The sequence below is a fragment of the Stenotrophomonas sp. YJH_SMC_46 genome (assembly GCF_059370315.1).
On sequence record NZ_JCAFTO010000003.1, the window covers coordinates 815933 to 839060 of the forward strand.

Sequence of the window (23128 nt, forward strand, 5' to 3'; positions counted from 1 at the left end):
GAATGGGTGCCATTGTTTGCTTCGGCGAAATTTTGATCGATCTACTAGCGCAGCCTCCGGCCTCGGCCGAAACCCCGCGCGCATTCCTTCAGTACGCCGGCGGTGCGCCGGCCAACGTTGCGGTGGCGGCAGCGCGACTGGGGGCGAAGACCCAGTTCGTCGGCATGCTGGGCCGAGACATGTTCGGTGACTTCCTGGCGGACAGCCTGGCCGAGCACGGCGTGGGCACGGATTACATCGTGCGTACCGATGCGGCAAAGACCGCGCTGGCCTTCGTCGCGCTGGATGCCAGCGGCGAGCGCAGCTTCAGTTTCTACCGCCCACCGGCGGCCGACCTGCTGTTCCGTGACAGCGACTTCCAAGCCGCGTGCTTCGACAGCGCGCAGTGCTTCCATGTCTGCTCCAACAGCCTGACCGAGCCGGCCATTGCCGAGGCGACCTTCGCCGGCATGGAGCGCGCCCGTGACGCCGGTGCGGTGGTCAGCCTGGACCTCAATCTGCGCCCGGCGCTGTGGCCGGCCAACGAGGACCCGACGCCGCGCCTGTGGCAGGCGCTGGAACGTGCCGACCTGGTCAAGCTGTCGCGCGAGGAGCTGGACTACCTGGCCGCGCCGCTGGGCAGTGACGGCGAGGCGACGGTGCTGCGGCGCCTGCTGGCCGCGCAGGCGCGCTGGGTCATCGTCACCGACGGTGCGGCCACGCTGCACTGGTACACCCGCGACAACCACGGCACGGTCACCAGTTTCCGCGTGGCCACGGTCGACACCACGGCTGCTGGCGATGCCTTCGTCGGTGGCGTGCTGGTTGGGCTGCTGGAGCGTGGCGGGGCCGGTGCAGGCTTTGCAGCGTTCTGCCAGGACCCGGAGGCGATCACCGCCACGCTGCGCTTCGGTGCCGCGGTCGGCGCTCTGGCTGTTACCCGCAAGGGCGCGTTCGCCGCGATGCCCTCGCTCGATGAAGTGCAGCAGCTGCTGCAGGACCAGGACATTACCGCATGAGCACCTCGCCCGATTTCCGTTCACCCGCGTTCCTGCGTGCGCACATCGCCGACACGATGGCGTTCTACCACCCGCGCTGCATCGATCCGAACGGCGGCTTCTTCCACTACTTCCGTGATGACGGCAGCATCTACGATGCCAGCCACCGCCACCTGGTGAGCAGCACCCGTTTCGTCTTCAACTACGCGATGGCATACCGCGAGTTCGGCAACGCCGAATACCGCGACGCAGTCGAGCATGGCGTGCGCTATCTGCGCGAGGTGCATCGCAATCCGGCCACCGGTGGCTACGCCTGGACCCTGCGCGATGGCAAGGTCGAGGACGACATGAACCACTGCTATGGCGTGGCGTTCGTGCTGTTGGCCTACAGCTGCGCACTGAAGGCCGGTCTCGAACAGGCCCGCGCATGGATGGACGAGACCTGGCAGCTGCTGGAAGCGCGTTTCTGGGAGCCGCAGCACGGCCTCTACAAGGACGAAGCCGATGGGCAGTGGAATTTCACCGGCTACCGTGGCCAGAACGCCAACATGCACATGTGCGAGGCGATGCTGGCCGCCTTCGAGGCCAGCGGCGAACAGCGCTATGTGGAGCGCGCGCTGCAGCTGGCCGACAACATGACCCGCCGCCAGGCCGCCAAGGCCGGTGGCCTGGTGTGGGAGCACTACGATTCCAACTGGGAGATCGACTGGGATTACAACCTGGATGACCCCAAGCACCTGTTCCGCCCGTGGGGCTTCCAGCCGGGCCACCAGACCGAATGGGCCAAGCTGCTGTTGATCCTGGACCGCCATGTGCAGGCCGATTGGCTGGTGCCGACCGCGCAGCACCTGTTCGACGTGGCCGTGGCGCGCAGCTGGGACGAGGCGCGGGGTGGCCTGTACTACGGTTTCGCGCCGGAATCGCGCCGGCAGCCGGGCATGGATGGCGCCCCGATCGGTGGCGACAGTTTCGTCTGCGACGACGACAAGTATTTCTGGGTGCAGGCGGAGACGCTGGCGACCGCCGCACTGATGGCCAAGCGTACCGGCGATGACCGCTATTGGCAGTGGTACCAGCGTATCTGGGCGTATTCGTGGGAACACTTCGTCGATCACCGGTACGGCGCCTGGTTCCGCATCCTCGATGCCGACAATCGCAAGTACAGCGACGAGAAGAGCCCGGCCGGCAAGGTGGATTACCACACCATGGGTGCGTGTTACGAAGTGCTGAACGTGGTGCGCTGAAGAGCGTTCGAATTCAGTAGTGCCAGGCCATGCCTGGCAATCCCGCATCGGTAGCGCCGGGCCACGCCCGGCGGAAAACAGGAGCCCTGCGTGCATCGTCTTTCCCTCGTTGTCCGTCTGCTCCTGCTGCTGGTTGCAGCCTCCTCCTTCCCGGTAGCTGCAGCGCCGCTGCAGGCACAGTGGGAGTTCCGCATGCTGCCCGGCGACGCGCAGGGCGCCGCCCACCCAGGTCTGCAGCAATGGCGGGCGGCGACGGTGCCGGGCAGCGTGCACACCGACCTGCTGGCTCACGAATTGATCCGTGATCCGTATGTCGGTGCGCCCGAGGCCGAACTGCAGTGGATCGGCCTGGCTGCCTGGGAGTACCGCGCGCGCTTCGACGTCGATGCCGCGACGCTGTCCAGGCCCAATGCCGAACTGCGCTTCGATGGGCTGGATACCTACGCCGAAGTCAGCCTCAACGGAAAGCCGCTGCTGCGCGCGGACAACGCACACCGCACGTGGCGTGCCCGGGTCGAAGGCCGCCTCCGTGCGAGCAAAAATGAACTGCAGATCGTGTTCCGTTCGCCGATCCGCACCCTGCTGCCGGGCGTGCAGGCAATGCCGCGCAAGATCGCTGGCAACTACCCGTCGCCGTATGGCGATGAGCCGAAGGACGCGATGGTCGGCAACTTCGCGCGCAAGCCGGCCTACCACTTCGGCTGGGACTGGGGTCCGCGCTATGTCACCGCCGGCGTCTGGCGCGGAATCGATCTGCAGGCTTGGGACGCGCACCGCCTGACCGATCTTGCGGTGCGCACGGATGCATTGAGCGCGGAGCAGGCGAAGCTGGCCGTGCTGCTGCGAGTGGAGCAGGGTGCGGCGGCGGGCTCGGCCGTGGTGAATGTGGATGTGCAGGATCCGCAGGGCCGCAACGTGGCCCAGGTGCAGCGCACGGTGCTGCTGAAGGCCGGCCAGAACAGCATCGAGGTTCCGGTTGAACTGGCCGATCCGCGGCGCTGGTGGCCAGTCGGCCACGGCGTGCAGGACCGCTACACGGTGCGGGCCCGCCTGGACCAAGGTGGCGCGCCGGAGCTGGTGCGCGAGCAGCGCATCGGCCTGCGCACGGTTGAACTGCGCCGCGAGGAAGACGGCAAGGGCGGGCAGGGCTTCGCTTTCGTCATCAACGGCGTGGAGATCTTCGCCAAGGGCGCCAATGTCATTCCGTTCGATGCCTTCCCCGCACGGGTCGACGCCGCGCGCCTGCGCCAGGTGCTGACCGCCGCACGCGACGCCAACATGAACATGCTGCGCAACTGGGGTGGCGGCTACTACGAGGACGATGCGTTCTTCGACATCGCCGACGAACTGGGCCTGCTGGTCTGGCAGGACTTCATGTTCGGTGGTGGCATGCAGCCGGGCTACGATCCGGCCTTCCGTGCCAGCGTGGTGGCCGAGGCACGCGACAATGTGCGCCGGCTGCGCCATCACCCCAGCATCGTGCTGTGGTGTGGCAACAACGAGGAAGAAACCGCCTGGAAGGACTGGGGCCACGGTCGCGACCTGAAGGCAGCCGACCCTGCGTTTGCAGCGAAGGTCTGGCAGGGCTATGTCGACCTGTTCGGCAATGATCTGCGTCAGGTAGTGGGGGAGGAGGGGCTGGGCGTGCCGTACTGGTCCAGCTCGCCCAGCAACGACCTGGACGAAAAGGCGAACGACTCGACCCGTGGCGACAAGCACTACTGGCAGGTCTGGGGCAATCCGGCGCTGCCGGTGCAGGCTTACCTGCGCGAGACGCCGCGCTTCATGTCCGAGTACGGCCTGCAGGCATGGCCGTCGGTGGCCACCGTGGACCAGATCGCCACCCGCGCCGAGCAGCGCATCGACAGCCCGGTGATCCGCGCGCACCAGAAATTCATGGCCGGCGAGGGCAACAGCCGCCTGCTGCACTACATCGAACTGGGTTACGGCACGCCGAAGGACTTCGAGGACTTTGTCTACCTCAGCCAGGTGATGCAGGCCGATGGCATCGCGCTCGCCGCGTTGCACCATCGCGCTTCGCGGCCGTACACGATGGGCTCGCTGTACTGGCAGCTCAACGATGTCTGGCCGGGTGCTTCATGGTCCAGCGTGGACTACTTCGGTCGCTGGAAGGCGCTGCACTTCGCCGCGCGGCGCTTTTTCGCGCCGGTCACGGTAGCGGCGCTGCGCGATGAGGGCAGTACGCGGGTACGCCTGATCAATGACGGTGCGGCGCTGGATGCACGTTGGCGGCTGCGGGTGATGGACGTGGAAGGGAAGGTGCTGCGCCGTCGCGAGGACGCGGTGACGCTGGCGGCGTCGGGTGTGACCTCGATCGGTGATTTCCGCGATGCCGAGCTGCTGGCCGGTGCCGACCCGAAGCGCACGGTGGCGGTGTTCGAGCTGCTGCAGAACGGGGCGGTGGGCGCGCGGCAGGTGGTCGGATTCGTCGAAGCCAAGGACCAGATGTTGCCGCGGCAGAAGCTCAAGGCCACGTTGTCCATCGAAGGCGACCACTATCGACTACGGCTGGAAAGCGCGGCGTACGTGCGCGCGGCGTGGATTGATTTCGGTGCGTTGGATGTGCAGGTCGAAGACAACCTGCTGGACTTGCTGCCAGGCGAAACCCGCGATATCGCCGTACGCGGCCCGGTGGATCTGGTTACCCTGCGCGAAGCGCTGAAGGTGAAAACCCTCAACGATCGATGAGGGCAGGTGAACCATGTTCTGGTAGGTGTCAACCTTGGTTGACACATCGGCCGTATGCCAACCAAGGTTGGCAACTACCAGAAGCGGAGCAGGGTAGGTGCGGACCGTTGGTCCGCACACCTTTCTTTTTTACAGTTGGATCTGCTGGAAGTTCTCGACCCGCTCGTGGCCATTGGCGGCCTGGCCGGTGCGCGGCATCGGGTAGTCGTCGCGGCGGTCGATCAGGCGCGTCTGCAGGCCGGCTTCACGGGCGGCATCCAGCTCTTCCACCACATCGGACAGGAACAGGATCTCGCCGGCCGGTACGCCGATGGCCTGCACGATGCGGCGGTAGCTGTCGGTCTCGCGCTTGCCGCCGATCTCGGTATCGAACCAGCCCGACACCAGTGGGCTGAGGTCACCGGCATCGCTGAAACCGAAGAACAGCTTCTGCGCCGGCACCGAACCGGAGGAGTACACGTACAGCGGCAGGCCGGAAGCGTGCCAGCCCTTCAGCACCGGCGCTACTTCCGGGTAGAAGTGCGCGGTGTAGTCGCCACGGCGGTAGCCTTCGTCCCAGATCAGTCCCTGCAGCGCCTTCAGTGCGGTGTGCTTGCGGTCCTGGTCGATCCAGCCCTGCAGCGTTTCGGCCACCAGGCTGTCCTGGCAGGCACCGCCGATCTCGGTAGCCACCGCATCCAGCCAGCGGCGGACGTCCGGCTGCTGGCCATGCTCGGCGACAAACGCGGGCAACGCCTTGCGCGCATAGGGGAACAGCACGTTCTTGACGAACGAGATGCTGCTGGTGGTGCCTTCGATGTCGGTCAGGATGACGCGGGCTTGCATGGATCAGGACGCCTGGGTGGGTACGTAACGAGGGAACTTCTGCGCGATGTCGGTGCCGGTGAAATGACCCACCCAGCCGTCCGGCTCGGTGAAGAAGCGGATCGCCACGAAACTCGGTTCATCGCCCATGTCGAACCAGTGGGTGGTGCCATCGGGCACGGCGATCAGGTCGTCCTTCACGCACTCGATCTCATAGACCTTGTCACCCACGTGCAGGGTGAACAGGCCGGAGCCGGCGACGAAGAAGCGCACCTCGTCTTCCTTGTGGAAGTGCTCGTCGAGGAACTTCTTGCGCAGCTCGGCGCGGTTCGGGTTGTCCGGGGCGATCGAGGCCACGTCCACGCTCTTGAAGCCGCGCTCGGCGACCAGGCGGTCGATGTCCGCACGGTAGGCGGCGAACACTTCCTCCTGGCTGGCGCCCGGCGCGACTGGCGCGGTGGCCTGCCAGCGCTCGAAGGTGACGCCGATCTTCTGCAGTTCGGCAGCGATGACCGCGCCGTCCTGGGTGTCCAGCAGCGGCGATTCGGGGCGGGTGTCGTCGTAGATGCGCAGTCGGCTCATGGCGGCAGCTTGAACGTCTCGGGGGAAGACAGGGTAGCAGGGTGGGGGCGGGGCGCAGATTCCGGATCGGCATCTGCACCTGCGCGCCGGTTCAGCTGCGCAGCTTGCGCAGTTCCAGTTCGCAGTGGAACAGGAATTCGAACGCTTCCAGGTGGCGGCGTGCTTCGGCCATATCGCGGCCCCAGGCGTACAGCCCATGGCCGTCGATCAGGTAGCCCCACAGGTTCTGCCGGTCGAGCAGGTCATCGACCTGCTGCGAAAGCACGTTCATGTCCTGGGTATTGGCGAACACCGGCACGTCGATGGCCATCTCGTGGGTGCTTTTGCCGGCGAAGGCCTTCAGCAGCTCGTAACCCTCCAGGCGGATGTGGCCCTGCGGCGCATACAGGCGCGAGGCGATGGTCTGCACCGGCGAATGCGTATGCAGCACGCAGCCGACCTCCGGGAAGCGGCGGTACAGCTGGGTGTGCAGCAGGGTCTCGGCGGACGGGCGCAACGGACGGCCCACGGCCTGGCCGTCGAAGTCCACCACCATGATGTCATCCTCGATCAGGCGGCCCTTGTCCTTGCCCGAGACGGTGATCGCCGCGTGGCGGTCGTCCAGGCGGTGGGAGAAGTTGCTGCTGGTGGCCGGGGTCCAGCCGGCGTGGGCCAGTTCGCGGATGTTGTCGATCAGCAGCTGGGCCAGTTCGCTCAGGCGCGCGGTGTCGTACGGGAAGGTGGGGGCGTTCATGTCGGCGATTTTACTGGATTCGGCCAACGGCTGAGCCCCTCGTGGCTGGAGGCGGGGCTGGATTTCTTGCTTTGGCCGGGCGGGTGGGCTGTGCAGGGGACGCCGTGAACCCGTCCATGGGGGCTTGGCCGCGGCATCCATGCCGCGGACACCCCTGCACAGCCCACCCGCCCGGCCATGGACAGTTTCCGTGCGCGCCAGCCACGGAATGAAGAAGGAAGAGCGAAAAGCGGGTCGCGGCGCTGCGCTTGCTTGGAGCGGAGCATGGCTCCGCTCTACAGAGGATTCATCGAACGGAGAAAATTCATTTCCCGGATGAATTCATCCACGCATGGCGTGGATCTACCGGACGCGCCGGGAGACTGTCAGGGGCAGGGAGGCATGGGTTCGCGGGGGTGTCAGCCGCATGGATGCGGCTGCCAAGCCTACATGGACGTACTTGCGGCGTCCCCCGCGAACCCATGCCTCCCCGCCAAACCCACAGTCCCGCTCTTGCCATTGCTCCGGCTTCAAAGGCGGGTGCAGGGCGGCAGGCCCTGCAATGCAAAACCCCTTACTTCCCCCGCAGGCGGCTGTGCCTGAAGCCGTAGCAGAAATAGATCACGAAACCGACGAAGGTCCAGACGCCCATCAGCATCCAGTTGTGCATCGTCATCGCCGACAGCAGCGCCAGGCAGCTCAGCACGCCCAGGCTGCAGATCAGCCAGGCCATCGGCATGCGGAACGGGCGCGGCAGGTCCGGCTGGGTGCGGCGCAGGATCAGCACGCCGGCACACACGGCGGCGAACGCGATCAGCGTACCCATCGAGGTCAGCTCGCCGAGGATGTCCAGCGGGAACAGTGCCGCCAGCAGCGCGATGCCGATGCCGGTGATCACCGTGTTGATGTGCGGGGTGCGGTACTTCGGGTGGATCTTGGTGAACACCGGCGGCAGCAGACCGTCGCGGCCCATGATCATGAAGATGCGCGGCTGGCCGATGATCATCACCAGCACTACCGATGACAGGCCGACCAGCGCGCCGACCTCGACCACCCAGCGCAGCCAGCCCAGCTGCGGGTGTGCGGCCACGGCAGTCACCACCGGCTCGTCGGTGCCCAGCAGCTGGAACGGCACCAGGCCAGTCATCACTGCGGCCATCGCGATGTACAGCACGGTGCAGATCACCAGCGACAGCATCATGCCGATCGGCATGTCACGCTGCGGGTTCTTCGATTCCTGGGCCGCCACCGATACCGCCTCGAAACCGATGTAGGCGAAGAACACCATCGCCGCGCCACGCAGCACGCCTTCCATGCCGTACTTGCCCGGGCCTTCATTGGCCGGAATGAACGGGGTCCAGTTGCTGGTGTCCACGTACTTCCAGCCGACCACGATGACCAGCACGATCAGGCCGGTCTTGAGCACGACCATTGCCATGTTCATCGCCGAGGACTTGCTGATGCCGACGTAGCACAGCCAGGTGAGCAACAGTACCAGTGCCGCGGCGGGCAGGTTGGCGATCGCGCCGGTGGGCCGCAGCTGTGCGTCCAGTGGCGCACTGACCAGCGCCGCCGGTAGATGGATGTCGAACTGGCTGAGCAGGCTGAGGAAGTAGCCGGTCCAGCTGACCGCCACCGCCGATGCAGAGACGCCGTATTCGAGCACCAGCATCCAGCCGATGAACCAGGCCGACAGTTCGCCGAAGGTGGCATAGGTATAGGTGTAGGCGCTGCCGGAGACCGGCACCATCGAGGCGAACTCGGCGTAGGCCAGCGCGCAGAAGGCGCAGCAGATGGCGGCCAGCACGAACGACAGCATGATCGCGGGGCCGGCGTGGTTGGCGGCCGCCTGGCCGGTGATGACGAAGATGCCGCCGCCGATCACCGCGCCGATACCCAGGGCGGTCAGGCCCCAGGGGCCGAGGTGGCGACGCAGGCTCAGGCCGTTGGCGTCTTCATGGGCGGCATGCGGGTGCTTGGTGGCCCACAGTTGCTTGAACATGTGTGGTGGTCTTGTCGAAGCGCGCCATGACCGGCGCGCGGGGAAAACGGACGGGCCGGCGCGAGGCCGGCCCGTAGGCGGATCAGGGCGATTTGGCCAGCTTGCTGTTGCGGATGCCGTAGCCCAGGTAGATCAGCAGGCCGAGCAGCGTCCAGCCCACGAACAGGTGCCAGTGCACCACGAACGCCTGCCAGAACAGGAACAGGCAGGTGGCCGCGCCCAGCGGGCAGATGATCCACACCATCGGCACGCGGAACGGGCGATGGATCTCCGGCTTGGAATAGCGCAGCACGAGCACGCCGATGCAGACCGTGGCGAAGGCAAGCAGGGTACCCATCGACACCAGTTCACCCAGCACGTTCAGCGGCACCAGGCCAGCCAGCGCGGCGGCGATCACGCCGACCACGATGGTGGCCACATACGGGGTACGGAAGCGGGTGTGGACCTTGCCGAAGAACTTCGGCAGCAGGCCGTCGCGGGAGATGGTGTAGGCGATGCGGGTCTGGCCCATCATCATCACCAGCACCACGGAGGACAGGCCGGCGATGGCGCCGATCTCCACGAACGTCTTCAGCCAGGACAGGGTCGGGTAGGGCTCCAGCGCGGTCGCCACCGGCTTGTCGGTGCCCAGCAGGTGATACGGCATCATGCCGGTCAGCACCGCACAGACGATGATGTAGACGAGGGTGCACACGGCCAGCGAGCCGAGCAGGCCGATCGGCATGTTGCGCTGCGGGTCCTTGGTTTCACCGGCGGCGGTGGAGACCGCATCGAAGCCGATGTAGGCGAAGAACACGATGGTGGCCGCGCGGAACACGCCGCTCCAGCCGAACTCACCCGGCACGCCGGTGTTTTCCGGGATGAAGGGCTGCCAGTTGGCCGGGTCGATGTGGGCTGCGCCGATGCCGATGAACAGGCAGATGACGGTGACCTTGATCGCCACGATGATCGCGTTGACGAAGGCCGACTGGGTCACGCCCACGTACAGCAGGCCGGACACCGCTGCCACGATCAGCACTGCCGGCAGGTTGAACAGCTTGCCGGAGGCGATGAACTCGCTGCCGGTCCAGGCAATCGGGGCCGCGCTCAGGGCATCCGGGAACGGCATGTGCAGCGTGGTGGTGATGAAGCTGATCAGGTAGGCCGACCAGCCCACCGCGACCGAGGCCGAAGCGAACAGGTATTCCAGCACCAGGCACCAGCCGATGAACCAGGCCATGCCTTCGCCGAGAGTGGCGTAGGAGTAGGAGTAGGCGCTGCCGGAGACCGGCATCATCGCCGCGAACTCGGCGTAGCACAGGCCCGCCAGGGCGCAGGCGAAACCGGCGATCACGAACGACAGCATGACCGCCGGGCCGGCGTGGTTGGCCGCGGCCTGGCCGGTCAGCACGAAGATGCCTGCGCCGATCACCGCACCCACGCCAAGCAGGATGAGGTGTTTAGCCGTGAGGGTCCGTTTCAACGTGGCTTCGCCGTCCAGGCTGCCTTCGATGGGTTCGCCAGCATCGACGTGCCCGGCCGGTTCAACCGGCTTGACCCTCAACAGAGCTTTCAGCATGCAGTACTTCCTAGTGATCGGATTGGGTGGGCCGCCGATACGTTGCCGGCAACCCTGGAATGGTGAAGGCCGCGCGAACGGCCCGCTGTACCTTAGCCAAAGCTGAAGCCAACGCACAAGCGCAATCGCAACAATGAACGGCGATAATGAGCAGCATTTTTCCAAACTCCGCCCATTCATGAGCCAGACCGCCGAAACCCTTGCCATGCTTGACGATCGCCTGCGTGGCCTGCTGCGGGACTATGCCCGCCGCGAGCCTGCCCACTACGCACTGGCTGCCGAATTCGGCACATTGTTGGACGATCCGGAAGATCCGTTCCGTCGTGAACGGCTGGCTGGTCACTTCACCGCCAGCTGCTGGCTGGTCAGTGCCGATGGCCAGCGCCTGCTGCTGACCCATCACCGCAAGCTGCAGCGCTGGCTGCAGCTGGGCGGCCACGCCGACGGCGACCGCGACCTGGCCCAGGTCGCGCTGAAGGAGGCCGAGGAGGAGTCCGGCCTGAGCGGTCTGGTGCTGGAAAACCCGGCCATCTTCGACATCGACAAGCACTGGATTCCGGAGCGCAAGGACGTACCGGGGCATTGGCACTACGACGTGCGTTTCGTGATCCGGGCGCTGGGTGGCGAGGCCTTCGTGCTCAGCGAGGAGTCGCTGGAGCTGGCCTGGCGGCCGGTGACCGAGGTCGCCGCCGATCCGGAATCGGATGAGTCGATGCAGCGCATGGCGCGCCGGTGGTTGGCGCGCTAGCAACCTGTAGAGCCGAGCCGATGCTCGGCTCGATGCGGGCCGGAACCGCAGCCGAGCATGGGCTCGGCTCTACACGTGCAAGGCGGGATGCGCGTCAATACAGAATGCGCGTCCGCAGCGTGCCTGGAATCGCGGCCAGCTCGTCGCGCACGGCGGCGGCCTGCGCCTCGCTGGCGGTGATGTCGATCACCACGTAACCCACCTTCGGGTCGGTGCGCAGGAACTGGCCGTCGATGTTGACGTTGTGGCGCGAGAAGATCTCGTTGACCTTGGACAGCACGCCCGGCACGTTCTGGTGGATGTGCAGCAGGCGCAGGCTGTCTTCGTGTTCGGGCAGGGTCACTTCGGGGAAGTTGACCGCCGACAGGGTGCTGCCGTTGTCGCTGTAGCGCACCAGCTTGGCCGCCACTTCCACGCCGATGTTGTCCTGCGCTTCCAGCGTGCTGCCGCCGACGTGCGGGGTGAGGATGACGTTGTCGTGGCGGGTCAGCGGCGATTCGAAGATATCGCCGTTGCCCTTCGGCTCGACCGGGAACACGTCCAGCGCGGCGCCACCGACGTGGCCGCTGGCCAGGGCCGCGTCCAGCGCATCGATGTCGACCACGGTGCCGCGCGCGGCGTTGATCAGGTGCGCGCCCTTGCGCATCTTCGCCAGCTCGGTGCTGCCGATCATCCACTGCGTGGACGGGGTCTCCGGCACGTGCAGGGTGACGATGTCGGCGCGCGCCAGCAGGTCGTCCAGGCTGGCCGCTGCACGGGCATTGCCCAGCGCCAGCTTGGTTTCCACGTCGTGGAAGATCACCTGCATGCCCAGCGATTCGGCCAGCACGCCGACCTGGGTGCCGATGTGGCCGTAACCAATGATGCCCAGCGTCTTGCCGCGCACTTCATGGCTGCCGCTGGCTGACTTCGACCAGCCGCCGCGATGGCATTCGGCGTTCTTCTGCGGAATGCCACGGGTCAGCATGATCGCCTCGGCGATCACCAGTTCGGCCACGCTGCGGGTGTTGGAGTAGGGCGCGTTGAACACCGGGATGCCGGCCAGTTCGGCCGCGTCCAGGTCGACCTGGTTGGTGCCGATGCAAAAGCAGCCCACCGCGATCAGGCGCTTGGCCTCGGCCAGCACCTCGGCGCTGAGCTGGGTGCGCGAGCGGATGCCGACGATGTGCGCCTCGGCGATGCGCGCCTTCAATTCGTCCTCGGGCAGTGCCTTGGTGTGCGCCTCGATCTGGCTGTAGCCGGCCGCGCTGAACACCTCCACGGCGGTCTGGCTGACCCCCTCCAGCAACAGCACGCGGATATCCTGCTTCGGGAACGAGGTCTTCTTCGGCGACATGGGGCAACACGGCCAGTGGGACAGGGGCTGACCACTATGCCAGATCGAAGCCCCCATGGTGCAGTGCGCAATTGGTTGCATCCGTAGCTATCTGCCTGCTCGCAGGGCTGGACGCTGGCGCGTGCCGCTGGCACGCTTGCCCGTTCTTCACGCCCCGCGCTGGACCGTCATGACCGATTCCCGCATTGCCTCGCTGCAGCAGGCCTGTCCCGGCCTGAAGCTGAAGACCGACCCGGCCGACCTGGAGCATTACGGGCGCGACTGGACCCGGCGCTGGACGCCGGCGCCGTTGGCGGTCGCACTGCCGGCCACGGTCGAGGAGGTACAGGCGGTGATGCGCTGGAGTGCGGGTGAGGGCGTGCCCGTGGTGCCGTCCGGCGGCCGTACCGGCCTTTCCGGTGGCGCGGTGGCGGCCAATGGCGAGCTGGTGCTCAGCCTGGAGCGGATGAACAAGGCGCTGGCCTACGACGCGGTCGATCGCACCCTGGTGGTGCAGGCCGGCATGCCGCTGGAGGCCGTGCACAACGCCGCGCTGGACCACGGCCTGATCTATCCGGTGGATTTCGCTGCACGCGGGTCGTGCACGATCGGCGGCAACATCGCCACCAATGCTGGCGGCATCCGTGTGATCCGCTACGGCAACACCCGCGAGTGGATCGCCGGGCTGAAGGTGGTTACCGCCAGCGGCGAACTGCTGGAGCTCAACAAGGGCCTGATCAAGAACTCCAGCGGCTATGACTTCCGCCAGCTGCTGATCGGTTCGGAAGGCACGCTGGGCGTGATCGTCGAGGCGACAGTGAAACTCACCGATCCGCCGCCAGCCAGCAACGTGATGCTGCTGGCCGTGCCCAGCTTCGAGGTGCTGATGCAGGTGTTCGCCGCGTTCCGCGCGCGCCTGCAGCTGCAGGCCTTCGAGTTCTTCACCGACCGGGCGCTGGAGCACGTGCTGGCGCATGGTGCGCAGGCACCGTTCGACGAGGTGCACCCGTATTACGTGGTCACCGAGTTCGCCGCCAACGACGAAGCGCAGGAAGCGGCGGCGATGGCCGCCTTCGAGGACTGCATGGGCAACGGCTGGGTCAGCGACGGGGTGATCAGCGCCAGCGATGCCCAGGCCGCCCAGCTGTGGCGCCTGCGCGAAGGCATCACCGAATCGCTGGCGCGCTACAAACCTTACAAGAATGATGTCTCGGTGCGGATCTCGGCGATGCCTGCGTTCCTGGCCGAGACCCAGGCACTGATCGGGCAGGCCTACCCACACTTCGACGTGGTCTGGTTCGGCCATATCGGTGACGGCAACCTGCACATCAACGTGCTCAAGCCCGACGACACCAGCGACGCCGATTTCGTGGCGCAGTGTGAACACGTGACCAAGCTGTTGGCGCAGGTGCTGGCCCGGTTCGATGGCAGCATCTCGGCTGAACACGGCATCGGCCTGGTCAAGAAGGGCTACCTGGACAGCACCCGCGGCCCGGCCGAGATCGCCCTGATGAAGGCGGTCAAACGTGCGTTCGATCCTCAAGCGCGGCTGAATCCCGGCAAGCTGTTCGACGTTTGAGCCGGGCAAATCCTTCACGCACCCGTTACGCTCCACGCATCCTCACAACCGGCTTCGAACCGATGACCCGTCCGCTTCTGCTGCTCGCCCTGCTGTCCCTGCCGCTGGCCGGCTTCGCTTCCAGCTTCGCCGGCACCTCGGCCGGTTCGGCCACGGGTGCGTCCTCCGGTTCCTCGGGCAGCAGCTCGGGTGATGACAAGGTGGTGCTGGCTGCGCGCGACGATGCGGCTGCATTCGTCGCCAGCGATGGCGAGATTCGTGGCGCCCGCCTGCAGGCCGCACTGGTCCACCTGCGTGAGCAGAGCGCCGCCGCACAGCAGCAGAGCGATCTGGAACTGGCCCGCGCGCTGCTGGCACGTTGATCCAGGCTGCATGACCTCGGCGTCATCGCCTTCTGTAGAGCCGAGCCATGCTCGGCTGCTGTTGCGATCCGCATGCGCCGGGCATTCAGCCGAGCATGGCTCGGCTCTACAGAGGCACAGCGGGCGGTGCGGGTGGATCGCCGCATTGGCGTGGCTGCTCATCCCTTCCGCGCACGCGGCTGATCGCCTGCAGCTTGATCCGTCCGGTCTCGACCCGGCGCAGCAGCAGATCGCCAGCCAGACCCTGGCCGACGTGCAGGCACTGCTGCCGGATGGCCTGCTCCGCGCATTGCCGGCACAGGTCCAGGTGCGCTGGCGCGATGACCTGCCGGCCGATGTGCACGGCCGCGCGTTCGCCGGGCGCATCGCCCTGCGTCGCGAGCTGCTGGATGATGCCGTGCCCGGCGCGCGCCGCGCACGCCGCAGCGCGCTGGTACACGAACTGACCCATGTCGCCGACCGTACGGGGGCGAACTGGTCACGCAGTGTGCGCTGGCGTGATCTGGCTGGATGGCAGCGCAAGCCCTGGCATCTCGGCCGTGGCGACAACGATTTCCGTGACCGCAGTCCCGATGCGTATGAACTGAAGGACCCGGCCGAGTACCTGGCAGTGAACGCCGAGCATTTCGTGCTCGACAGCGAGTTCGCCTGCCGGCGCCCGGCACTGGCGCAGTGGTTCCAGGTCCATTTCGGAACCCCGCCATCGCTGCCACAGTCGCACTGCGCGAACGCGTTGCCATTGCTGCAGGCCGAATCGGAAGAGGGGGCGGCATCGCTGCTGCAGCTCGACCCGGCGCGTGTCTACGCCGTGGACTACCTGTTCGCCGAGGGCAGTGCGCAGCCGATGAGCCGCTGGGGGCACAGCATGCTGCGGCTGGTGATCTGCCGGCCGGGCCGTGCACCGGGTCCGGACTGCCGCCTGGACCTGGAGTACCACCGCGTGCTGTCGTTCCGCGCGTTCGTCGGCGATGTGCAGATTTCCAACTGGCGCGGCCTGACCGGTGGCTACCCGTCGCGGCTATTCGTGCTGCCGCTACAGCAGGTGGTGGACGAGTACACCAAGGTGGAACTGCGGGGCCTGCAGTCGTTGCCCTTGCAGCTGCAACGCGACGAGATTGCCAGCCTGCTCGAGCGCACCGCGCAGGTGCACTGGAGCTATGACGGGCGCTATTACTTCGTCAGCAACAACTGTGCGGTGGAGACCGCCAGGCTGCTGCAGGCCGGAGTGCCCCGGCTGGGCGAGGACGGGCTGGCCCAGCTGAGTCCGCGCGGTCTCAAGCGGCGGCTGGCGCGGCTGGGCATGCTCGACGAGCGGGTACTCACGGACCGCAACGCAGCGCAGGCACAGGGCTATTACTTCGCTTCCGCGCGCGACCACTACCAGCAGTTGTTCACAGTGGCGGCGACCCAGCTGGCCTTGCCCGCGCGCGATGTGCGCGGCTGGTTGAAGCTGCCGGCAGAACAACGGGCACCGTGGCTGCTGAAGGGCAACCTGCGCGCCAGTGCCGGCCTGCTGCTGCTGGAACAGGCGGCACAGCGGCGTGCCGAACTGCGCGCACGCGATGTGCTCAAGCGGCAGCTACTGGCTGCTGCGGACAGCGCGGAAACCCGCAGCCTGCGCAGCCTGCTGGCGCAGAGCGGGCAGTGGTTGCGCCCGGGGACGCTGCTGCAGGGCGGCTACGGGTTGCCGCTGGCCGATGAGCAGGCGGTGCTGGCCGAAACGGTTGCCACTGCCAGCGCAGAGGCGGTGCCGGCCTGGCAGGCGCTGCGCGTGCAACTGCGCCAGCAGTTGCCGGTGGGCCAGCGCAACGAGATGGATGCGATCGATGCCAACCTCGCCGCACTTGGCGCGCGCCTGCGGGAACAGGCAGCCACGCCCGCTACTGGCGCGGCAGTTCGATGACGAAACGGCTGCCGCCGGCGTCGCCCGCCGTGCAGTAGACGCGGCCGCCGTGCGCGTCGGCGATGGCCTTGACCACCGCCAGGCCGAGGCCACTGCCGCCGCCCTGGCGTGAACGTGAGCCGTCGGCACGCATGAACGGGCTGAAGATGTCGGCGTGCAGCTCCGGATCGATGCCCGGGCCCTCATCCTCGATTGCCACTTGCACATGTCCCGGTGTGTCATGCACGGCAATCCGCACCTTTCCCGGGCTGGCATAGCGGCGTGCGTTCTCCAGCAGCGCCAGCAGCGCCTGGCGGAGGCGGGTCGGGTCGCAGTGCGCGTTGTGTTCCTCGCGGCTGGTTTCCAGCTCCAGCACGAAGCCGGCGGCGCGGAACTGCGGATCGACCAGGGTCATCACCGAATGCACTTCGGCCACCACATCGGTGCGCGCGCGGCGTACGTCCAGCCGCGCGTTGTCGGACAGGCTCAGCACGCGCAGATCCTCGATCAGGCGCGAGAGGCCCTCGACCTGCGCCAGCAGGCTGCGGAACTGTGACTCGTCCGGCTGGAACACGCCCTCGGCGAGCCCTTGCAGGCGACCGCGCAGGATCGTCACCGGCGTGCGCAGCTCATGGGCGATGGCCGCGTGCCACATCGCGCGCTCGCTCTCCATGTGCTGCAGGCGGCGGGCCATTGCATTGAAGTCCTCGACCAGGGTCGCCACTTCACCCGGCGAATTCTCCTCGACGCTCGCGCGCGCCCCGAGGTCGCCGCCGGCAAGCGCACGCACACTGTCCACCAGTGAATTCAGTGGCGACAGGATCCGGTGCGCAAGACGGAACGAAGCGGCGATGGCCAGCGCCAGTCCGGTCAGGATCACGCCCACCATCCATGCCAGTTCCGGCCCGGTCGGCAGCCAGCTTTCCGGCTCCTCGGTGCTGCCGGGGAAGAACTCGACCAGCACCGCGTACAGCAGCCACGACGACAGGATCATCATCACGATGACGCCGATCACCATCAGCGACATCGAGATGATGATGTGGCGGCTGAGCCCGGAACGGCGCAGGCGCGCCATCAGCGGTCGGCCATCAACCGGTAGCCGACACCGCGCACGCTGGCCGGGACGTTGACCATGCCCACGTCATCGAGTTTGCGGCGCAGCTTGCTGACATGGCTGTCGACGGTGCGTTCCAGCGCTTCGCTTTCCGGCAGGCATTCGTGCATCAGTTCGCTGCGGCTGAAGATGCGGGTCGGCGCCAGCGCCATGCAGTGCAGCAGCTTGAACTCGGTGAGCGTGAGCAGCACTTCGTGGCTGTAGCCTTCGCCCTCCACATGCACGGCATGGGTAGCCGAGTCGATCAGCAGCGGGCCCGCCCGCAGCGCGGTCGGTGCGTCCATGCGCGAGGCGCGCAACGTACGCCGCAGCACGGCGCGCACGCGTGCTGCCACTTCGGCCGGATTGAACGGCTTGACCACGTAGTCGTCGGCGCCCATGCGCAGCGCGGTGAGCTTGTCCAGGTCCTGGTCCAGTGCGGTCAGCATGATCACCGGCGTTTCACCGCGCTGGCGCAGCTGGGTCAGCACGCTCCAGCCATCCAGGCGCGGCAGCTGCACATCAAGCAGGACCAGGTCGGGGCGGGCGCTGCGGTGCAGGTCCAGCGCGCTGTGGCCGTCGGCGGCGCGCAGCGTACGCAGTCCTTCGCGTTCCAGATAGGCGGTGAGAATATCGGCGATCTCGGCCTCATCCTCGACGATCAGGACGAGGGCGGCGAGGGCAGGGGCGGCATGCATGCAGGGGCGGGGCCTTAAGGTGCTTGCCTCCATCGTATCTCCACAGTTCCTCCATCGAAACCCCATCATCGCCACGCACACTTCACGCTTCAGAACCTATCAGCCGCCTGCGCGGCATTGTGCACAGCAATGAGAACCTTCAGGACTCCGGTCGCGTTGATCGCGGCCCTCGCCCTGGCCGTGACGGCCTGCTCCGCCCCCGAAGCCACGCCCGAAGTGGCACCGCGCGTCAGCGTGGTCACTGTCGGCCCGCAGGTCGTGCAGCGCGACGATGAACTGCCCGGCCGTGTCGCCGCCGTTCGCACCGCACAGATCCGTGCGCAGGTCGGCGGCATCGTGCAGCGCCGCCTGTTCGAACAGGGCGCCGAAGTGCGCGCCGGCCAGGCCCTGTTCCAGATTGATCCGGCGGCGTTCCGTGCCGATGTCGACTCGGCACTGGCAGCGCTGCAGCGCAGTGAGGCAGCCCTGGGCCGCAGCCGCGTGCAGTCGCAGCGCCTGCATGCGCTGGCGGCCGCGCAGGCGGTCAGCCAGCAGCACCGCGACGATGCCAGTGCCGAGTACGAACAGGCCCGTGCCGCGGTGAACGAGGCGCGCGCGATCCTGGCCCGCCGCCAGCTCGACCTGCGCTATGCCACGGTCAGTGCACCGATTGCCGGCCGCATCGACCAGGCGCTGGTGACCGAAGGTGCACTGGTCGGCGTGGCCGATGCCGAGCCGATGGCGGTGGTGCAGCAGATCGACCAGGTCTACGTCGATGTGCGCCAGCCAGCGGCGCAGCTCGAGTCGCTGCAACGCAGTGCCGGTGGCGGCGAGCTGCCGGTGACGATCATCGGTGCGGCCGGCAGGCCGCTGCCCGAACGTGGCCAGATGCTGTTCTCCGGCATCAATGTCGATGCGCGCACCGGTGATGTGATCCTGCGCATCCTGGTCGACAACCCGCAGCGCCAGCTGCTGCCCGGCATGTACGTGCGCGCGAAGGTGCCGCGGGGTGCGCCGGCCAGCGCACTGACCGTGCCGCAGCAGGCCGTGCTGCGCAGTGCCGGTGGCCAGGCCTATGCCTGGGTGATCGGTGGCGATGGCAAGGCGGTGATCCGCACGCTGGAAGTGGACGGTAGTGTCGATCGCCAATGGCTGGTGCGCACGGGCCTGAAGGCGGGCGAAAAGGTGGTGGTCGAAGGCCAGGAACGCCTGCAGGAAGGCGTGGTGGTCGATGCGCGCGACTGGCAGATGCCGGTCGCCAGCGCCGGCGCGGTGCAGGCCGGCAGCAAGGGCTGAGCCTCTACCGGGCCGGTCCCTCCAGGAAAATCCAACATGGCACGTTTCTTCATCGATCGCCCGGTGTTCGCCTGGGTGCTGGCGATCTTCATCATCCTGGCCGGTGTGCTGGCGATCCCGCGGCTGGCGGTGGAGCGCTATCCGGCAGTAGCGCCGCCCAGCGTCAGCATCTATGCCAGCTACCCGGGTGCCAGCCCGCAGACGCTGAACGACGCGGTGGTCGGCCTGATCGAGCGCGAGCTGTCCAGCGTCAAGCACCTGCTGTATTTCGAGTCGTCGGTGGACACCTCCGGCGAAGCCTCGATCACCGCGACCTTCAAGCCGGGTACCAATCCGGAGCTGGCGCAGGTGGACGTGCAGAACCGGATCAAGGCGATCGAGCCGCGCCTGCCGCGCAGCGTGCGCCAGAACGGCCTGTTCGTGGAAGCAGCCGATTCCGGCTTCCTGATGCTGGTCGGCCTGCGTTCGCCCGATGCCAGCGTCAGCGAGGCCGCACTGGGCGACTTCATGGCGCGCAACATCATCGAGGAGCTGCGCCGCATCGATGGCGTCGGCCGCGTGCAGCTGTTCGGTGCGGAGCAGGCGATGCGCGTGTGGCTGGACCCGACCCGGCTGACCGGCTATGGGCTGACCATGGGTGACGTGGCCGCTGCCATCGAGCAGCAGAACCTGGAGATCTCGCCGGGGCGCATCGGTGATTCGCCGGGTGTTCCAGGCCAGCGCATCACCGTGCCGCTCAGCGCCGACGGCCAGTTGTCCACGCCGGAACAGTTCGCGGCGATCGTACTGCGCGCCGGGGCCGACGGTTCACGGGTGGTGCTGGGTGATGTCGCCCGCGTCGAACTGGGCGCGCAGAGCTATGCCTGGGGCACCCGCGAGGACGGCCATCCGGCCACCGCTGCCGGGGTGCAGCTGCGGCCGGGCGCGAATGCGGTGCGCACGGCGTCGGCGGTCCGTGAGCGCATGGCCGAGCTGGCGCCGCTGTTGCCGCGCGGCGTGGAGGCGAGCATCCCGTTCGACACCGCGCCGTTCGTGAAGATCTCGATCCAGAAGGTGGTGCAGACGCTGCTGGAGGCGATGCTGCTGGTGTTCGCGGTGATGTACCTGTTCCTGCAGAACTGGCGCTACACGCTGATTCCGGCGCTGGTCGCACCGATCGCGCTGCTCGGTACCTTCGCGGTGATGCTGGCGCTGGGCTTCTCGATCAACGTGCTGACCATGTTCGGCATGGTGCTGGCGATCGGCATCATCGTCGACGACGCGATCGTGGTGGTCGAGGGGGTGGAGCGGATCATGGCCGAGGAGGGCCTGCCGCCGCGCGAGGCGACCATCAAGGCGATGCGCGAGCTGACCAGCGCGGTGATCGGCATCACCCTGGTGCTGACCGCAGTGTTCATTCCGATGGCCTTGGCCAGCGGCTCGGTGGGCGCGATCTACCGCCAGTTCACCGTGGCGATGGCGGTGTCGATCCTGTTCTCGGCGCTGCTGGCCCTGAGCCTGACACCGGCGCTGTGCGCGACCCTGCTGCGCCCGAACACCCATGGCCATCATGGCCGTGGCGGGCTGTTCGGTGCCTTCAATCGTGGCTTCGAGGCGTTGACTGGGCGCTACCAGCGCGGCGTGGCCTCCGTGCTGCAGCGGAGCGGGCGGGTCATGGGCGTGTTCGCGGCGCTGGTGGCGGCGCTGCTGCTGGGCCTGCACTGGCTGCCGGGCGCCTTCCTGCCGGAAGAGGACCAGGGCTACTTCATGACCTCGATCCAGCTGCCGGCTGAAGCCACCGCCGAACGCACGCTGGCCGTGGTCGAAGCCTACGAACGGCACGTGGCGTCACGCCCGGGCATCGGCTCCAACCAGTCGATCCTCGGGTACAGCTTCTCCGGTTCCGGCCCGAGCGCGGCGCTGACCTACACGATGCTGAAGGATTGGGGCGAGCGTGCAGGGGCCACCGCGGCCGGCGAAGTGGAGGCCGCGCAGCAGGCGATGGCCACGATTGCCGAGGGCGAGGTGATGAGTGTGATGCCCCCGGCGATCGACAGCCTGGGCCGTTCGTCCGGCTTCTCGCTGGCCCTGCAGGCGCGTACCGGGCAGAGCCAGGCCGAACTGCGTGCGGCCCTGCAGCAGCTGCTGAAGCTGGCCGAGGCCAGCCCGCTGCTGTCGGAGGTGCATGCCGATGGCCTGCCAGCAGGTACCAGCGTGCGGCTGGACATCGACCGCGCCAAGGCCGAGGCGATGGGCGTGGGGTTCGAGCAGATCAGCAGCACGCTGTCGGCGGCGATGGGCTCGCAGTACGTCAACGACTTCCCCAACAAGGGCCGGCTGCAGCAGGTGATCCTGCAGGCCGATGCACCGCACCGGATGGAGCTGGAGGATGTGCTGAAGCTGTACGTTCGCAACAGCGAAGGCGGCATGGTGGCGTTGTCGGAACTGGTGACGCCGCACTGGACCGAGGCGCCGCTGCAGCTGCAGCGCTATCTCGGCTTCCCGGCGCTGAATCTGTCCGGCGCACCGGCCTCCGGCGTGTCGACCGGCCAGGCCATGGCGGAGATGGAGCGGTTGGCGGAGAAGCTGCCGTCCGGTTTTGCCCTGCAGTGGACCAGCCAGTCGCTGCAGGAGCGGGAGTCCGGTGCGCAGGCGCCGTGGTTGCTGCTGTTGTCGATGCTGGTGGTGTTCCTGGTGCTGGCGGCACTGTACGAGAGCTGGTCGATCCCGCTGGCGGTGATGCTGGTGGTGCCGCTGGGCCTGCTTGGTGCGGTTGCTGCGGTGCTGTTGCGGGGCATGCCCAACGACGTGTTCTTCAAGGTCGGCATGATCACCGTGATCGGGCTGTCGGCGAAGAACGCGATCCTCATCGTCGAGTTCGCGCGCCAGCTGCAGCAGCAGGGTCGCGGCCTGGTTGAAGCAGCGCTGGAGGCAGCGCGGCTGCGACTGCGGCCGATCGTGATGACCTCGCTGGCATTCGCGCTGGGCGTGGTGCCGCTGATGCTGGCGCAGGGCGCGTCGAAGGAAACCCAGCAGGCGATTGGAACCGGTGTGTTCGGCGGCATGGTCAGTGCGACCGTGCTGGCCGTGTTCTTCGTGCCGGTCTTCTATGTAGTGGTGCAGGGCGCGCGGCAGTGGATCGCGCAGCGCCTGCGCAGACGCCGGCCGATGCCGGGAGGAACCGTGGATGGAACGGAACATCGTTGAAGATCTGCATGAGCGGCAGTTGGCAGCGCTGGAACAGCGCCTGCGGCAGGCATTGCTGGATGACGACCACGATGCGCTGACCGCGCTGGTATCGCCGGCCTTGTTCATGATGGATGGCCACGGCGGCCGCATGCTCGACCTGCCGTGGCTGGGCGACTGGCTGACCGGAAACCTGCAGGTGCGCAGCCTGCAGTCGTACGCGGTGGAAACGTTGCTGTGCGGACGCCTGGCATTGTTGTCCAGCGACGTGCGCTTGTCGGTGCGCGGGCAGGGCCAGGAGCGCGAGCTGAAACTGCGCCTGCTGCGGGTGTGGACCTGCAGTTCCGGCGAAAGCGGCGCGCAGCTGCTGTCGATGGCGGTACTGGCCGCATGAGCGCGGTCAGGGCGCTTTCAGGCCCCGCT

At 67.2% G+C, this 23128-nt stretch carries 18 protein-coding genes; 10 read left to right on the forward strand and 8 right to left on the reverse strand.

Annotated elements, in window-relative coordinates:
• Positions 1-2 precede the first annotated feature (2 nt).
• The 3 genes from AC5P8C_RS13350 to AC5P8C_RS13360 all read left to right on the forward strand — a co-directional run bounded on the left by AC5P8C_RS13350 (position 3) and on the right by AC5P8C_RS13360 (position 4930).
• Positions 3-998: a carbohydrate kinase family protein gene (locus tag AC5P8C_RS13350; protein WP_019661436.1), complete on the forward strand. Its 996-nt coding sequence runs from the start codon at positions 3-5 to the stop codon at positions 996-998.
• Positions 995-2221, forward strand: coding sequence for an AGE family epimerase/isomerase (locus AC5P8C_RS13355; protein ID WP_019661437.1), 1227 nt, complete (start codon positions 995-997; stop codon positions 2219-2221). Before AC5P8C_RS13350 ends, AC5P8C_RS13355 begins: the two co-directional genes overlap by 4 nt.
• A gap of 90 nt (positions 2222-2311) precedes the next feature.
• Complete coding sequence (locus AC5P8C_RS13360; RefSeq protein WP_019661438.1) at positions 2312-4930, forward strand: beta-mannosidase; 2619 nt, start codon at positions 2312-2314, stop codon at positions 4928-4930.
• A gap of 129 nt (positions 4931-5059) precedes the next feature.
• On the opposite strand, the gene mtnC is transcribed toward AC5P8C_RS13360, so the two are convergent.
• From mtnC to AC5P8C_RS13385, 5 genes are all read right to left on the reverse strand, one after another.
• On the reverse strand, positions 5060-5755 hold the full coding sequence (gene mtnC, locus AC5P8C_RS13365) for an acireductone synthase (protein WP_019661439.1): 696 nt from the start codon (positions 5753-5755) through the stop codon (positions 5060-5062).
• A 3-nt stretch (positions 5756-5758) separates the two neighbouring features.
• Positions 5759-6316 carry a 1,2-dihydroxy-3-keto-5-methylthiopentene dioxygenase gene (locus tag AC5P8C_RS13370; RefSeq protein WP_005409451.1) on the reverse strand — a complete coding sequence of 186 codons (558 nt, stop codon included), beginning with the start codon at positions 6314-6316 and terminating at the stop codon, positions 5759-5761.
• Positions 6317-6407: 91 nt separating this feature from the next.
• Complete coding sequence (locus tag AC5P8C_RS13375) at positions 6408-7049, reverse strand: methylthioribulose 1-phosphate dehydratase (RefSeq protein ID WP_495218910.1); 642 nt, start codon at positions 7047-7049, stop codon at positions 6408-6410.
• A 553-nt stretch (positions 7050-7602) separates the two neighbouring features.
• Positions 7603-9030 (reverse strand): amino acid permease, encoded by a 1428-nt coding sequence (locus AC5P8C_RS13380; protein ID WP_019661441.1) that lies wholly within the window; start codon positions 9028-9030, stop codon positions 7603-7605.
• A gap of 82 nt (positions 9031-9112) precedes the next feature.
• Positions 9113-10588 (reverse strand): amino acid permease, encoded by a 1476-nt coding sequence (locus AC5P8C_RS13385; protein WP_019661442.1) that lies wholly within the window; start codon positions 10586-10588, stop codon positions 9113-9115.
• A 133-nt stretch (positions 10589-10721) separates the two neighbouring features.
• On the opposite strand from AC5P8C_RS13385, the gene AC5P8C_RS13390 reads away from it, so the two are divergent.
• Positions 10722-11336 carry an NUDIX hydrolase gene (locus AC5P8C_RS13390; protein ID WP_019661443.1) on the forward strand — a complete coding sequence of 205 codons (615 nt, stop codon included), beginning with the start codon at positions 10722-10724 and terminating at the stop codon, positions 11334-11336.
• 94 nt (positions 11337-11430) lie between these two features.
• Here AC5P8C_RS13390 and serA read toward each other — a convergent pair whose 3' ends face one another.
• Positions 11431-12672, reverse strand: a complete 1242-nt coding sequence (serA, locus tag AC5P8C_RS13395; protein WP_019661444.1) for a phosphoglycerate dehydrogenase — start codon at positions 12670-12672, stop codon at positions 11431-11433.
• Positions 12673-12841: 169 nt separating this feature from the next.
• On the opposite strand from serA, the gene AC5P8C_RS13400 reads away from it, so the two are divergent.
• The 3 genes from AC5P8C_RS13400 (at position 12842) to AC5P8C_RS13410 (ending at position 16495) form a co-directional block, all read left to right on the forward strand.
• Positions 12842-14230 carry an FAD-binding oxidoreductase gene (locus AC5P8C_RS13400; RefSeq protein ID WP_019661445.1) on the forward strand — a complete coding sequence of 463 codons (1389 nt, stop codon included), beginning with the start codon at positions 12842-12844 and terminating at the stop codon, positions 14228-14230.
• A gap of 62 nt (positions 14231-14292) precedes the next feature.
• Positions 14293-14592, forward strand: a complete 300-nt coding sequence (locus AC5P8C_RS13405; protein ID WP_010482550.1) for a DUF2388 domain-containing protein — start codon at positions 14293-14295, stop codon at positions 14590-14592.
• Positions 14593-14602: 10 nt separating this feature from the next.
• Positions 14603-16495 carry a DUF7844 domain-containing protein gene (locus AC5P8C_RS13410; protein WP_495218912.1) on the forward strand — a complete coding sequence of 631 codons (1893 nt, stop codon included), beginning with the start codon at positions 14603-14605 and terminating at the stop codon, positions 16493-16495.
• On the opposite strand, the gene AC5P8C_RS13415 is transcribed toward AC5P8C_RS13410, so the two are convergent.
• Positions 16473-17549, reverse strand: a complete 1077-nt coding sequence (locus AC5P8C_RS13415; protein WP_010482547.1) for an ATP-binding protein — start codon at positions 17547-17549, stop codon at positions 16473-16475. The two genes, AC5P8C_RS13410 and AC5P8C_RS13415, sit on opposite strands and share 23 nt — an antisense overlap.
• A complete protein-coding gene (locus AC5P8C_RS13420) occupies positions 17549-18265 on the reverse strand; it encodes a response regulator (RefSeq protein ID WP_010482545.1) in 717 nt (238 codons plus the stop codon). The genes AC5P8C_RS13415 and AC5P8C_RS13420 overlap by 1 nt, the downstream gene beginning before the upstream one ends.
• A gap of 129 nt (positions 18266-18394) precedes the next feature.
• On the opposite strand from AC5P8C_RS13420, the gene AC5P8C_RS13425 reads away from it, so the two are divergent.
• From AC5P8C_RS13425 to AC5P8C_RS13435, 3 genes are read left to right on the forward strand one after another with little or no spacing between them, the layout of a single operon-like run.
• Positions 18395-19540: an efflux RND transporter periplasmic adaptor subunit gene (locus AC5P8C_RS13425; protein ID WP_019661448.1), complete on the forward strand. Its 1146-nt coding sequence runs from the start codon at positions 18395-18397 to the stop codon at positions 19538-19540.
• Positions 19541-19576: 36 nt separating this feature from the next.
• Complete coding sequence (locus tag AC5P8C_RS13430) at positions 19577-22726, forward strand: multidrug efflux RND transporter permease subunit (RefSeq protein WP_019661449.1); 3150 nt, start codon at positions 19577-19579, stop codon at positions 22724-22726.
• Entirely contained in the window at positions 22707-23099 is a 393-nt protein-coding gene (locus AC5P8C_RS13435; protein ID WP_019661450.1) for a nuclear transport factor 2 family protein, read from the forward strand. The genes AC5P8C_RS13430 and AC5P8C_RS13435 overlap by 20 nt, the downstream gene beginning before the upstream one ends.
• Positions 23100-23128: the final 29 nt, after the last annotated feature.

What these genes read in the sequence shown, in the direction of transcription:
- AC5P8C_RS13350 (WP_019661436.1), top strand. Translation starts at nt 3, where the DNA reads ATGGGTGCCATTGTTTGCTTCGGCGAAATTTTGATCGATCTACTAGCG.
- AC5P8C_RS13355 (WP_019661437.1), top strand. Translation starts at nt 995, where the DNA reads ATGAGCACCTCGCCCGATTTCCGTTCACCCGCGTTCCTGCGTGCGCAC.
- mtnC (WP_019661439.1), bottom strand. Translation starts at nt 5,755, where the DNA reads ATGCAAGCCCGCGTCATCCTGACCGACATCGAAGGCACCACCAGCAGC.
- AC5P8C_RS13370 (WP_005409451.1), bottom strand. Translation starts at nt 6,316, where the DNA reads ATGAGCCGACTGCGCATCTACGACGACACCCGCCCCGAATCGCCGCTG.
- AC5P8C_RS13375 (WP_495218910.1), bottom strand. Translation starts at nt 7,049, where the DNA reads ATGAACGCCCCCACCTTCCCGTACGACACCGCGCGCCTGAGCGAACTG.
- AC5P8C_RS13380 (WP_019661441.1), bottom strand. Translation starts at nt 9,030, where the DNA reads ATGTTCAAGCAACTGTGGGCCACCAAGCACCCGCATGCCGCCCATGAA.
- AC5P8C_RS13385 (WP_019661442.1), bottom strand. Translation starts at nt 10,588, where the DNA reads ATGCTGAAAGCTCTGTTGAGGGTCAAGCCGGTTGAACCGGCCGGGCAC.
- AC5P8C_RS13390 (WP_019661443.1), top strand. Translation starts at nt 10,722, where the DNA reads ATGAACGGCGATAATGAGCAGCATTTTTCCAAACTCCGCCCATTCATG.
- serA (WP_019661444.1), bottom strand. Translation starts at nt 12,672, where the DNA reads ATGTCGCCGAAGAAGACCTCGTTCCCGAAGCAGGATATCCGCGTGCTG.
- AC5P8C_RS13400 (WP_019661445.1), top strand. Translation starts at nt 12,842, where the DNA reads ATGACCGATTCCCGCATTGCCTCGCTGCAGCAGGCCTGTCCCGGCCTG.
- AC5P8C_RS13405 (WP_010482550.1), top strand. Translation starts at nt 14,293, where the DNA reads ATGACCCGTCCGCTTCTGCTGCTCGCCCTGCTGTCCCTGCCGCTGGCC.
- AC5P8C_RS13410 (WP_495218912.1), top strand. Translation starts at nt 14,603, where the DNA reads ATGACCTCGGCGTCATCGCCTTCTGTAGAGCCGAGCCATGCTCGGCTG.
- AC5P8C_RS13415 (WP_010482547.1), bottom strand. Translation starts at nt 17,549, where the DNA reads ATGGCGCGCCTGCGCCGTTCCGGGCTCAGCCGCCACATCATCATCTCG.
- AC5P8C_RS13420 (WP_010482545.1), bottom strand. Translation starts at nt 18,265, where the DNA reads ATGCATGCCGCCCCTGCCCTCGCCGCCCTCGTCCTGATCGTCGAGGAT.
- AC5P8C_RS13425 (WP_019661448.1), top strand. Translation starts at nt 18,395, where the DNA reads ATGAGAACCTTCAGGACTCCGGTCGCGTTGATCGCGGCCCTCGCCCTG.
- AC5P8C_RS13430 (WP_019661449.1), top strand. Translation starts at nt 19,577, where the DNA reads ATGGCACGTTTCTTCATCGATCGCCCGGTGTTCGCCTGGGTGCTGGCG.
- AC5P8C_RS13435 (WP_019661450.1), top strand. Translation starts at nt 22,707, where the DNA reads ATGGAACGGAACATCGTTGAAGATCTGCATGAGCGGCAGTTGGCAGCG.